At 67.2% G+C, this 12,212-nt stretch carries 13 protein-coding genes; 7 read left to right on the top strand and 6 right to left on the bottom strand.

Going from position 1 to position 12,212, the window contains the following annotated elements; translation table 11 throughout:
* Positions 1-37: 37 nt before the first annotated feature.
* The gene (gene hisN, locus VF649_RS14860; RefSeq protein ID WP_331012747.1) at positions 38-802 is read left to right on the top strand and encodes a histidinol-phosphatase; all 765 of its coding nucleotides are present in this window, start codon (positions 38-40) and stop codon (positions 800-802) included.
* Between the two features lie 2 nt (positions 803-804).
* Here the strand turns inward: hisN and VF649_RS14865 are convergent, their stop codons facing one another.
* Positions 805-2,916 carry an AsmA family protein gene (locus VF649_RS14865; protein WP_331012736.1) on the bottom strand — a complete coding sequence of 704 codons (2,112 nt, stop codon included), beginning with the start codon at positions 2,914-2,916 and terminating at the stop codon, positions 805-807.
* A gap of 171 nt (positions 2,917-3,087) precedes the next feature.
* Here VF649_RS14865 and rpmI point away from each other — a divergent pair, with 171 nt between their 5' ends.
* Entirely contained in the window at positions 3,088-3,291 is a 204-nt protein-coding gene (gene rpmI, locus VF649_RS14870; protein WP_331012737.1) for a 50S ribosomal protein L35, read from the top strand.
* 14 nt (positions 3,292-3,305) lie between these two features.
* Positions 3,306-3,683, top strand: coding sequence for a 50S ribosomal protein L20 (rplT, locus tag VF649_RS14875; protein WP_331012738.1), 378 nt, complete (start codon positions 3,306-3,308; stop codon positions 3,681-3,683).
* Positions 3,684-4,158: 475 nt separating this feature from the next.
* Here rplT and VF649_RS14880 read toward each other — a convergent pair whose 3' ends face one another.
* The 3 genes from VF649_RS14880 to VF649_RS14890 all read right to left on the bottom strand — a co-directional run bounded on the left by VF649_RS14880 (position 4,159) and on the right by VF649_RS14890 (position 6,021).
* On the bottom strand, positions 4,159-4,737 hold the full coding sequence (locus VF649_RS14880) for an FKBP-type peptidyl-prolyl cis-trans isomerase (protein WP_331012739.1): 579 nt from the start codon (positions 4,735-4,737) through the stop codon (positions 4,159-4,161).
* Positions 4,738-4,814: 77 nt separating this feature from the next.
* Positions 4,815-5,021, bottom strand: coding sequence for a 30S ribosomal protein S21 (rpsU, locus tag VF649_RS14885; protein ID WP_010162663.1), 207 nt, complete (start codon positions 5,019-5,021; stop codon positions 4,815-4,817).
* 142 nt (positions 5,022-5,163) lie between these two features.
* Positions 5,164-6,021, bottom strand: coding sequence for an enoyl-CoA hydratase-related protein (locus VF649_RS14890; protein ID WP_331012740.1), 858 nt, complete (start codon positions 6,019-6,021; stop codon positions 5,164-5,166).
* Between the two features lie 28 nt (positions 6,022-6,049).
* Here VF649_RS14890 and VF649_RS14895 point away from each other — a divergent pair, with 28 nt between their 5' ends.
* The 4 genes from VF649_RS14895 to VF649_RS14910 all read left to right on the top strand — a co-directional run bounded on the left by VF649_RS14895 (position 6,050) and on the right by VF649_RS14910 (position 10,045).
* Positions 6,050-6,589 carry a (2Fe-2S)-binding protein gene (locus VF649_RS14895; RefSeq protein WP_331012741.1) on the top strand — a complete coding sequence of 180 codons (540 nt, stop codon included), beginning with the start codon at positions 6,050-6,052 and terminating at the stop codon, positions 6,587-6,589.
* Positions 6,590-6,695: 106 nt separating this feature from the next.
* Complete coding sequence (locus tag VF649_RS14900; protein ID WP_331012742.1) at positions 6,696-7,412, top strand: RcnB family protein; 717 nt, start codon at positions 6,696-6,698, stop codon at positions 7,410-7,412.
* Positions 7,413-7,608: 196 nt separating this feature from the next.
* The gene (locus VF649_RS14905) at positions 7,609-8,085 is read left to right on the top strand and encodes an RcnB family protein (protein ID WP_331012743.1); all 477 of its coding nucleotides are present in this window, start codon (positions 7,609-7,611) and stop codon (positions 8,083-8,085) included.
* A 145-nt stretch (positions 8,086-8,230) separates the two neighbouring features.
* Positions 8,231-10,045, top strand: coding sequence for a DUF885 domain-containing protein (locus VF649_RS14910; protein ID WP_331012744.1), 1,815 nt, complete (start codon positions 8,231-8,233; stop codon positions 10,043-10,045).
* A gap of 34 nt (positions 10,046-10,079) precedes the next feature.
* On the opposite strand, the gene VF649_RS14915 is transcribed toward VF649_RS14910, so the two are convergent.
* Positions 10,080-10,757 (bottom strand): hypothetical protein, encoded by a 678-nt coding sequence (locus VF649_RS14915; RefSeq protein ID WP_331012745.1) that lies wholly within the window; start codon positions 10,755-10,757, stop codon positions 10,080-10,082.
* Between the two features lie 154 nt (positions 10,758-10,911).
* Positions 10,912-12,212 (bottom strand): lysine--tRNA ligase (locus VF649_RS14920; RefSeq protein WP_331012746.1); only part of this gene is annotated, 1,301 nt, incomplete at its 5' end.

Below are 12,212 nucleotides of genomic sequence, written 5' to 3' on the forward strand. Positions count from 1 at the left end.
GGTTGCGCAACCGTCCTGCGCCCGCAACAAGGCGCGCATGACCGACGATGACATCCTGCTCGCCTCCGCTCTGGCCGATGCCGCCGGCGCCGCGATCCGGCCCTTCTTCCGCGCACGCTTCGCCATCGAAACCAAATCGGACGCGTCCCCGGTCACCCAGGCGGACCGCGCGGCCGAACGCGCGATCCGCGATCTGCTCGCCCTTCATGCGCCCGCTGATGGTATCGTGGGGGAGGAATATGGCCGCGAACGCGCCGGCGCGGACCGCGTCTGGGTGCTCGATCCGATTGACGGCACCCGCGCCTTCATCGCCGGCCGGCCGATCTTCGGCACGCTGATCGCGCTTCTGGAACAGGGTAAGCCGATGCTCGGGATCATCGACCAGCCGATCTCCGGCGAACGCTGGGTCGGTGCGGCCGGACGCCCGACCACATTGTCCGGTCAGGTCGTGACGACCCGGTCCTGCCCCACGCTGGCCGACGCGCTGCTCGCGACTACCTCGCCCTGGCTGTTCGATGCAGCCGGCGGCAGCGTATTCGATCGGGTCCGCGGATCGGTGCGCGACACGCTGCTGGGCGGGGACTGCTACAATTACGGGCTGCTTGCTGCCGGACATGGCGACATCGTGCTCGAACAGGGCCTGCAACTCTACGATTTCGCCGCGCTCGTGCCGGTGGTCGAAGGGGCCGGCGGCCTGATGCGCGACTGGCGCGGCGGCCTACTGGATGCCGATAGCGACGGCGCAGTGGTGGCGGTGGGCGACCCCTCGCTGCTGGATCCGATGCTCGCCCTGCTGGGTTAGAATCAGAAGATCCCGAGAAACTTCTTCTTGCCGGCATCGCCGGATTTCGCCTCGGCCTTGGTCCCGCGTCCGACGTCCTGGCGGGCGTCGCCCTTCGACGTCCGCTGCGCCGCGGCCTTGGCTCCGGCCAGCACCGGGCCGCACGCCGCCGACTTGGCATCGCCGACGTCGACGAACGCCGCCACCGCCGCGACCGGCGCCGCCACCAGGGCCAGGCCCAACCCTGCCCCGGCCCGCGCCACCAGCTCGGGGCTGATCACCGCATAGCCGGGTGCCGCGAAATGCCCGTTGATCCCGATCGGCGACTGCCCGGACAACAGGCTGATCTTCTTGGAATCCGCGCGGAACGCCAGATCGATCGACTCGTCCTTGAAACTAAATCCGCCGCGCCCGGTCATGACATTCTTCTGCGTATCGATCAGGATCGGGTCGGCGGTCGCGATCCCGTCACGCACGGTGAACCCGATCAGCCCGCAATTGATCTGCACCGGCTCCTTCAGCTTGCCCTGGAACATCCGCTGCGCAAACGTGCCGAGGTCGAGTTCCGACAGCTGGATGTTGCGTGCCCAGAACGTCCCCTTCGGCAGGATGACGGCGATCCGCCCGTCCGACGATGCCAGTGACGCGCGTAGCGAATCGCCCTCGCCGGTCATCTGCATCCGCGCCTTCACCACGCCCGTCGTGCCGGACTCGGCGACCCCGAACCCTGCCAGCAATTTGCCCATCGGTGTCGGCGACAACCGCACGTCATATCGCGTCTGCACCAGCCGCCCGCGTGCATTCAGCGCGACGTCCGCGGTCACGAACCCGCCGGCCAGATCGAACGTCAGCGGCGACAGCGTCAACAGGCGGTGGTCCAGCACCAGGTTCAGCCCGACATTCGCCACCGGCAGGTTGGGCGCACGGACGGTCGCCACTTTGTACCGCACCTTGGCATCGAACAAGGCCAGCGACTCGGCGCGCAGTGGCGCATCGGGCAAAAGCCGCGGGATCCCGCCGGTATGCTGCACCGCAGCCTGCACGCCCGTCGTCGCCAGCGCTTGCGGCGCATAGCCGATGAACGGGCCGATATCGATGATGTCCACCTTGCGCGACGCGATATCCGCATCGACCAGCAGGCGGTCCTTGGGCAGCGATATCGTCATGCGTCCCGCCAGATCGCTGTCGCCGAACCCGCCCTTCATCCGGGTAAAACGCCATTCGCCGCCCACCTTGGTCAGGTTGGACGTCAGCGCATAGCGCCGCGTCTCCGGCGTCACCACGCCCAGCAGCTCGAACAACCCGGCCAGGTTGGGGCCCGTCGCCCGCACGCGCAGGTCCGCGCCCTCCAGCACGGTCGCCCCGCGCAGCGTCCCGTCGACGCCCAGCCGGTCTGCCCCCGCCTTCGCGCGCAGCGTCAGCCGGTTGCGCCCGCCCGCGATCGTCTCGTTCGGCGACAGGATGCCGCCCGCCATCGTGAACGGCCGGCGGCGCAGCGTACCGGTGCCGGTAAAGCGCACATCATTGTCGAAGCGCGTATCGGCCGCGCGCAGCGTCTCGAACGCGACATCGGTGCGCAGGAACAGCTTGGGATCGATGTAGCGCAGCGTCGTACCGCGGACATTGGCGCGTTCGATCACCGGCATCTCGAACGGCTTGCCCTTCACGTTCGGATCGCCCAGCGTCCAGCTGTTGCGCCGCCCGTCCGCGTTCCACTCCATGTCGAGCGCGCCGTCGGCTACATCCAGCCGCGTGATCCGCCGCTGCCCGAAGATCAGCGGGATCGTCGCCACCCCCATGTCGATCGACCGCGCGGTGAACAGATGGTCACGCGTCGTCCAGGCGGGATTGGCGATGCTGATCCCTTCCGCCACGAACTTGATGTTGATCGGGTTGAAATAGAATTGGAAATCGCCGGCCACCGCCACCCGGCGCTCCGCGCTGCCGCCGGCATAGCGTTCGAACACCGGTTTCAGGAAGCGGCCTTTGGTCACGAACAGGATCAGCCACGCCAGCACGATCAACCCGATCACGCTGCCCAGCACTGCGATCACCGCGGCCAGCCCGGTACCGGCCCGATCGCGGTGGCGAGACGGAGGAATCGGGGACGGTGCGGCGGGGGCGTGGTCTGCCATCGCCTCGCTCAACCCCGTTCGCCCGCGCCGGTTCCTTGATGCTGCAACGACCAAGGTTGCATTTCGCGGCGCTTTTGCATAAGGCCCGGCGCTTCCGCGATCTGGAACGACGGCCCGGCCAGTATTGGGCTGCCGTGGCCGTTCACAGGCGTCGCAATTGAGGAGACGAAAATGCCCAAGCTCAAGACCAAGTCGGGGGTCAAGAAGCGGTTCAAGATCACCGCGACCGGCAAGGTGAAGCACGGCGTCGCCGGCAAGCGCCACCGTTTGATCAGCCACAATTCCAAGTACATCCGCACCAACCGTGGCACCAGCGTGCTCGCGACGGCCGATACGCCGCGCGTGAAGCTGTGGGCGCCATACGGTCTGAACTGAGGGAGTACGGATAGATGGCACGCGTCAAACGGGGTGTAACCACCAAGGCCCGCCACAAGCGGATTCTCGATCAGGCGAAGGGCTATTATGGCCGTCGCAAGAACACCATCCGCATCGCCCGTCAGGCGGTCGAGAAGGCCGGGCAATATGCCTATCGCGACCGCAAGGTCAAAAAGCGCTCGTTCCGGGCCCTGTGGATCCAGCGTATCAACGCCGCCGTCCGCCAGGAAGGCCTGACCTACGGCGTGTTCATGCACGGTCTGAAGCTGGCCGGCGTCGAACTGGACCGCAAGGTTCTGGCCGACATCGCCATGCACGAAGCCGGCGCCTTCTCGGCGATCATCGCACAGGCGAAAGCCGCCCTGCCGGAGGGTTCGCGCCACATGGCGTGATGCTTTCCGCTACGGCGTGAAAATCCCAGGACGATCATCAAGGGCGCGAAACGGGACCACCGTTTCGCGCCCTTTTCGTGCGTCCGTTCGAACGTATCGGGGTCAACCGGTCCGGGCTTGATCCACCCCGGCAGGCTCGGTCGCGCCGCCCGATCCCCTTTGCCGCACCAGTTTCGGGCGGGTTCTCCCAATGTCCCGCGCGATCGCGACACCAGCCCTGTTCGTCACCTCCACCGGCCCGTCCGAGTTCTCTGATCAGCCGCGTTCGATCCCACCAACCAGCCGTCTTCGGTCCCTCCACCAGCCCCCATTTGGTTCAAGCCTGTCGAGCACCCGGCCCGGCATGAGCCGGACCATGATCAGCAGGCGCCAACCGATCTGGATGTCGCGGAAAAGAAACCAGCTGACCCAACGCAAAATGGGCCGGAAGCCCTCGCTTCCGACCCGTCCCTGTTCCGCTCACTGTAATCCCGGATTACATGCCCGGCGGCATGCCCATGCCGCCCATGCCGGGCTGCGGTGGCGCAATGCCGAGCATCTCGACGTCGAACACCAGCAGCGCATTGGCTGGGATCGCGATCTTGCCGGTGCGGGGATCGGGCATCGCCTGCGGACCGTAACCAAGCTCGGGCGGGATCCAGAACCGGTATTTGGATCCGGCGTTCATCAACTGCAGACCTTCGCTGAACCCCGGGATCATGCGCCCGACCGGCATCGGCGTCGGTCCGCCATGCGCCGCCGACGCATCGAAGGTCGATCCGTCGGCCAGTTTGCCGTCGTAATTGACGATCGCCGTATCCTGCGCGGTGGCGCGCGGCCCCTTGCCGGCCTGGATGATCCGGTATTGCAGACCCGACGGCGTCGTGACCACGCCCTGCTTCTTCGCATTCCCGGCCAGGAACTCCGCCGCCGGCTGCGCCAGCGCGACCTGCGCGCGCGTGCCGACCCAGGCGAAGCCGATCGCCGCCGCAAAGGCGATGCCCAGCCCCACCCACAATTTGGTGAGCGAGCCTTTCGCGATCGGACGCAGCGGTACGGCGGTCACTTCCGACATCGGCACACTCACTCTGGGGGAACAGGAACGATCTTCAGGACGCGGCGCATCCGATCCCGGATGCCCCGCAGCGGATCTTACCGCGCGCCGTCGCGCTCCATGCGCTTGCGCTCCAGCTTGCGGGCGCGGCGGACTGCGGCGGCACGCTCGCGCGCACGCTTTTCCGACGGCTTTTCATAATGCCGGCGCAGCTTCATCTCGCGATAGACGCCCTCGCGCTGAAGCTTCTTCTTGAGCGCCCGCAGCGCCTGGTCGACATTGTTGTCGCGAACGATGATCTGCATAAAATATCGGTCTCCGGTCGATCTTGCGCCCCGAACCGCCACAACCGCGGCAGGGGCACGCTATCCGTCTATTAGAATTCGTCGGTCAAATAGGAATCGCCGCGGAAAACGGGTTCCGCGTCGATCAAGCCCGCAGCCCCTATCAGCCGGCTTCCGGCTTTTCAACCCGCACGCGATCGAGATTGCGGAACGCCGGCACGCCGCCCGTCGCGCGCGCCGCCGTGATGACGCGCATGTCGTCGCTTGCCAAGGTCGCCGCGTTCCACAGCGCCGCTTCGCGCAATCCGTCCGCCACCGGGCGGCCCCGGCTGTGGTTCAACGACCGCTTCGTGCCCACCGTCGCGATCGGCGATTTCGCGGCGATCGTCTGCGCCAGCGCGCGGCCGGCGGCCAGCGCCGCGTCGCGATCGTCGGCCAACTGGTTGATCAGGCCCCAGCGCGCCGCTTCGTCCGCCGCCATCCGCCGCCCGGTCAGCACCAGTTCGCGCGCGATCCCGCCGGGAATCAGGTGCGGCAGGCGTTGCAGCGTGCCCAGGTCCGCGGTGATCCCGACATCGATTTCCGCCACCTGCAGCCAGGCATCGGTCGATGCGACGCGCAGGTCGCACGCACAGGCGAGATCGACGCCACCGCCGATCACCCCGCCATGCAGCACCGCCACCACCGGCTGGCGCGCGGCCTCGACCGCTTCGATCGCGGCCTGCAACACCGCGATCTCCCGCACCTGGCGTTCGGCAAACCGGCCCGGATCCCGGACCTCCGCGAACTGACCGGCGGCCCAGTCGAGATCGAGGCCCGCAGAAAAATGCCGTCCCCGCGCCGACAACAGGATCGCGCGCACCGCCGAGTCGTCCGACAGCGCATGGAACGTCGCGGCCAGTTCGGCGAAGAAAACCCCGTCCATCGCATTCAGGCGCGACTCGCGCGTCAGTTCGACATGCGCGACCTGCCCGTCGCGGGTCACCACCAATCGAGCGCCTTCCAATCGCGAGTCTTCCATCCGCATCCTCCCTGTCCTATCGCGGGGCATGACGCGTTTTACGGTCAACGGCCAGCCCATCCATTATGCCATGGATCCGGAAACGCCCCTGTTGTGGGCGCTGCGCGACGCGTCGAACCTGACGGGTACCAAATATGGCTGCGGCGCCGGTCTGTGCGGCGCCTGCACGGTCCATGTCGACGGCCGCGCGGTACGGTCGTGCCAGGTGGCGATCGGCGCGCTGGAAGGCAGCTTCGTCATCACGATCGAAGCGTTGTCGCGGGATCGCGGGCATCCGGTGCAACAGGCCTGGATCGCCGAAGCGGTCCCGCAATGCGGCTATTGCCAGTCGGGCATGATCATGGCGGCCGCCGCCCTGCTGGCGCAGAACGCCAATCCGTCCGATGCCGACATCGACGCCGCCATCACCAACATCTGCCGTTGCGGCACCTATCCCCGAATCCGCCGTGCGATCCGCAGCGCGGCCGGGGCGGCGACCGGCCGAACGCTGCTGGATGCCGGGCCGGCGCCGGGGATCGACCCGGCGGACGCCGCCCGCGCCGTCCCTGCGCTGTCGCCGCCACGATAACGCATCCTTTCGGATCGCTGACGAACCGGTTCAGCCCTGATATCCCCAGATATGATGATAAGGGCGGGGACCGGGGCGCCTTTGCTGCCGGTGAGGAGAGTGGATCATGCACAAGATGCTCACCGCGCTGTTGCTGGGCGCGACCATGGCGACCCCGGTGCTGGCGCAGGATCGCGGCCGGGACGACGATCGCCGCCCGCCAGTGGATGGCCGTCGCGACGGCGCCTGGGCGGACCGCGATCAGACCCGCGCCCCCGATCGCGACGCCGGCCGCGCCGACCCGCGCGTGCCCGACGGACGTGATCGCCGATACGATGCCGGCCGGCTGGATGACCGGCGCGACGGTCGCCTGGACGGCCGCGTTGCCGGACGGGACGACCGGTTCGACGGGCGCGACGCGCGGGATGACCGCACCGACGGGCGGCGGGATTGGCGCGGCGACGGCCGTGCCCGCTATGACGATCGCTTCGCCAACAATCGCGGGGATCAACGCTGGAACGGTGGCGCCGGCAGCTGGAACCGCGATTGGCGCGCGGACCGGCGCTATGACTGGCAATCCTATCGCCGCGGCAACGACCGTGCCTTCCGCGCACCGCGCTATTACGGCCCGCGCGGGGTCGACTATGGCTATCGGCGCTGGTCGCCCGGTTACCGTATCGCTCCGGCTTATTATGGGCAGGGCTACTGGATCGCGCGCCCGGATCAGTACCGGCTGCCGCCCGCCTATGGCGGCTATCGCTGGGTCCGCTATTATGACGATGTCGCGCTGGTCGATATCCGGTCCGGGTTGATCGCCGACATCCTCTATTCCTTCTTCCTGTAACGCGCGCAGATCCGCCGATCGGCCCCCGGACGCACCGTCGTCCGGGGGCCTTTTGCTGTCCGCGCGCCACGCCGCCGCCTTTCAATATGCTGACAGCCATGTTCCCGGGCGGTTCAGTTCGAATCACCCATAACCGCGGGGTCGGAAGCAACGCGGCCCCGCCGCCGGCTTCCGGATCTGACAAAGGAGACTGGATATGCGCAAGTTTCTCATCACCGGGCTGATCGCTCTCACCCTTGCCCCCGCCATGGCCACCGCCCAGACGGGCGAACTTCGCCGCGACCGGCAGGATCTGCGCCAGGAACAGCGTGACCTGCGCGAGGCCCGGCGCTTCGGCGACCGTGGCGATGTCCGCGCCGAACGCCGCGATGTCCGCGACGCGCGTCAGGAATATCGCGAGGATTGGCGCGATTATCGCCGCAGCAACCAGGCCGCATTCCGCCAGGGCCGCTATGTCGGGCCGCAGCGCGGCTGGCGGTATCGCCCGGTCGCGGTCGGCTATCGCTTCCAGCCGGCTTTCTACGGCCAGCGTTACGTCATCGCCGACCCCTATCGCTACCGCCTGCCGCGCGCGGCCGGCGTCAATCGCTGGGTCCGCTACGGCAATGACGTCGTGCTGGTGAACACCCGCAACGGCCGCGTGGTCCAGGTCTATAACAGCTTCTTCTACTGATGCGGTTCGCAGGGCGGCGGCACATGCGTCGCCGCCCGCATGCGACCAAGATTCGACGACCTGACCCTTTGGGCGCGCCCGCCGCTTGCCGTCTCCGAATGCGGGGCGTAGCGGCGGGCTTTCCTGTCCGGAGTGTCCGCTACTCATGCGCCTGTCCCTGCGTTCGATCGTCGCCCTGCTGATCACCACCACGGCGGCGCCTGCCTTCGCCCAGGCCGCACCTCCGGCACCCGTCACCGGCCAATCGGCGGAAGGCGCGCGGCTACGCATGCTGTTCACCGCCAGCGACGAAGCGACCCTGCGCCGCAACCCGATCCAGGCGCTGTTCCGCGGCGACCAGCGCTATGCCGAACAGTTCGGCGACTATATCACCGACGCTTATTATGCGGCGGAAAAGGCGGCGGCCGAAGCGGATCTCGCCGCGCTCAAGCGGATCGACCGCGCCCGGCTCTCGCCGGAGGACCAGCTGTCCTACGACATCTTCCAATATCAGACCGAAACCGCGCTGAAGGGGCTCGCCCCTGCCCTGCTCAAGGCGCAGGTCGAACGCCCGATCGATCATTTCTCCGGGTTCCAGACCTTCATGCCCGATCTCGCATCGGGCGAAGGCGCCGCCCCGTTCAAGACGGTCAAGGATTATGAGAACAATTTGAAGCGGCTGGACGGCTATATCATCTACCTCGGCCGCGCGACCGACCGCATGAAGCAGGGGCTGGCCGATGGCGTCACCAACCCCCGACTGGTGATGCGCAACGTCGTCGGACAACTGGACGCGCTGGTCGCGCAGGGCGTCGAAGGCTCGACCTTCTACAAACCGGTCACGATGTTTCCCGCCGCCATCGCGCCGGCGGATCAGGCCCGGTTGAAGACCGCTTATGCCGCCTTCATCCGCGATCGGCTCAACCCCGCCCATGCCGCGCTGCGTGATTTCATCCGCGACGTCTATCTGCCGAAGGCACGCGACAGCGTCGGGCTGGGGCAGATGCCGGGTGGCGCAGACCTCTACCGCTTCCTGGTCGCGCAGACGACCACGACGGACATGACCCCGGACGCAATCCACGCGCTCGGGCGGTCAGAGGTCGCGCGCATCCAGGCCGGCATGGAAAAGGTGAAGGCGCAGGTCGGCTTCACCGGCACCCTGGCGCAATTCTTCGATCACATGCGCACCGATCCGAAATTCGCGCCCGCCACCCGCGCGGCGATGCGCGACGCGTTCCTGGCGATCGACGCCCGCGTTCAGAAGACCGTCGGCCGCGATTTCTCGACCCTGCCGAAATCGCCGCTCGATATCCGTCCGGTCCCCGCCTTCAAGGAAAAGACGGATGCCGCCGGCTCCTATCAGCAGGGTACGCCCGACGGCTCCCGGCCCGGCGTCTTCTACTACAACGCCTATGATCTCCCCGCCCGCTTCACCTGGGGCTTCGAAACGCTGTTCCTGCACGAAGCGATTCCGGGCCATCATTTCCAGATCAGCCTGGCGCAGGAAAATACGGGCCTGCCCAGCTTCCAGCGGTTCGGCGGCAACACCGCCTATGTCGAGGGTTGGGCGCTCTACGCCGAAAGCCTGGGGCCGGAACTCGGCCTGTTCACCGATCCCTACCAGATGTACGGCCATCTGAATGACGAGATCCTGCGCGCGATGCGGCTGGTGGTCGACACCGGCCTGCATGCCAAGGGCTGGACCCGCGATCAGGCGATCACATACATGCTCGACAACAGTGCGATGGGCCGCACGGACGCGACGGCCGAAGTCGAACGCTATATCGCGATCCCCAGCCAGGCGACCGCGTACAAGATCGGCCAGCTCACGATCCGCCGCCTGCGCACCCGCGCCGAAACCGCGCTGGGGCCCAGGTTCGACGTCCGCGCCTTCCATGCCCAGGTGCTGATGTCGGGCGCGCTGCCGATGGCGGTGCTGGAACAGAAGATCGACCGCTGGATCGAAAGCCAGAAATCATGATCTGCTGAGCCCCCCCTCCGGGGGAGAGGTTGATCTACCGCGCGACGCGTCCGAACGGCAGCAGCTGCTTTGCCAACGCCTGCGCCGCTCTGGCGTCGCCGGCGCGGATCGGGACCAGCACCGCGGTGGCGCTGCGTTGCATGACCCGGTCGATCGCGGTCGGCGCCGATCCCTTTACCGCCGCCTCCGCCAACCCGCGCGCCTTGGGATCGCTGCCGTCCAGCGACAGCCGCAGCAGCGCGGCGATGCCCGGAAACAGGGCCCGGCCGCCGCCAAGCGCGACCGATCGGTCGAGCGCCGCCAGCCCTGTCGCCTTCTTGGCACCCAGGGCGGCGCCAGCGACGAACCCGCCCAGTTGCGACACCGCGTCGATATGCCATCCGGCTACGATCGCCTGCGCCTCCGGATCGCGCGGGGCGGCGGCGGCCAGCGCATCGAACCGGTCACGGGCGTCGATCGCGTCGGCCCGGCTGCGGTTCAGCTTGGCGCGATATCCGATCGCCATCGCCTTGGTCAGTTGCGCTTCGCGATCACCCGGCGTGCGCGCCAGCACGGCATTCGCACCCGCCTCGGCCTGGGCGATCTGCGCCAGCGCGCCGGCCTTGTCGCGTGCGGAAAACGCGGCATTGGTCAGGATGTCGCGGGGTGTGGCCGCAACCGCCGGTGCTGTTGCCAGCATTACGGTGCACAACGCCCAGATCGGCTTCATCATGATCATATCTCCGCATTCGGATCGGAAAGGCCGCGTCGCGCTCGCACGCGACGCGGCCGATGGAGGCGCGATCCGCACGCCCACCGGTCCGAAAGGGGAATGGACCGGTCTGCGAACGCGCCGCATGGCCAGCGGTTGCGTGGCCGATCCGGCTTTATTGCGCGTCGCCGCCTGAACCGCGGCTGCACGCCGCCGCCAACGCCTCGGCGATCAGCCGCCGGCTTCCGGGCAGGCCATATAAGGCAAAGAAACTGCCCATCCGCGGCCCCTGTTCGGACCCGAGCAGCGTTTCGTACAGCGCCTTGAACCAGTCGCGCAGCGTATCGAATCCGTGGCCCTTGCCGACCTCATACACCTCATACTGGATCGCTTCGGCATCCGCATCGGCCGGCAACGCCGCCAGCCGCCTGTCCAGGTCGGCCAGCGCCGCCGCCTCACGCGCGTCGGGCGCACGCCGGCGCAGCGTCGGCGCTACCACATCGCGGTGATAGGCGACGGCATGATCGATCAGCCGGTCCAGCGCCGGATACGCCTCCGCACTGGCATCGGGCACATATTTGCCCAGATAGCCCCAGATCACCTGCCGATCGGCGGCGCCCAGCACACCGACCAGGTTGAGCAGAAGGCCATAGGTGATCGGCAACCGCTCGTCCGGGATCGCGCCATTATGAATATGGTGGACGGGATTTCCCAGCTTCTGCTTCAGGTCCTGATCGGCATAATTGCCGCGGAACTGCCAATATTCGTCAATGGCGCGCGGGATGACGCCCATGTGCAGCGACTTGGCCTTTTTCGGCTCGCGATACGCGTAGAATGCGATGCTCTCCTCCGGGCCATAGGTCAGCCAGTCGTCCAGGCTGAGCCCATTGCCCTTGGACTTGCTGATCTTCTCGCCCTTCTCATCCAGGAACATCTCATAGGTCAGCCCTTCGGGCGGGCGCACGCCCAGGATGCGCGCGATCTTCGACGCCTGCGTCACGCTGTCGGTCAGGTCCTTGCCCGACATCTCGTAATCGACGCCCAGCGCCGCCCAGCGCATTGCCCAGTCGACCTTCCATTGCAGCTTGGCCTGCCCGCCCAGCACCGATCGCTCGATCCGCTGGCCATCATCCTCGAACGCGACGATCCCGGCTTCGGCATCGATCACGGTGACCGGCACCTGCAACACGATGCCGCTGGTCGGGCTGATCGGCAGGATCGGCGAATAGGTCGCGGCCCGTTCGGCACGCAACGTCGGCAGCATCACGCCCATGATCGCGTCATACTGCCGCAACACACCTTTCAACGCCGCGTCGAACCGGCCCGATCCATATTCCTCCGTCGACGACAGGAATTCATAATCGAACCCGAACCGGTCCAGGAATGCGCGCAGCATCGCATTGTTGTGGTGCGCGAAACTGGGATATTGGCCGAACGGATCGGGCACCTGCGTCAACGGCTTGCCAAGATGCGCGG

This window comes from Sphingomonas sp., from assembly GCF_036387535.1.
Taxonomy (GTDB): domain Bacteria; phylum Pseudomonadota; class Alphaproteobacteria; order Sphingomonadales; family Sphingomonadaceae; genus Sphingomonas_R.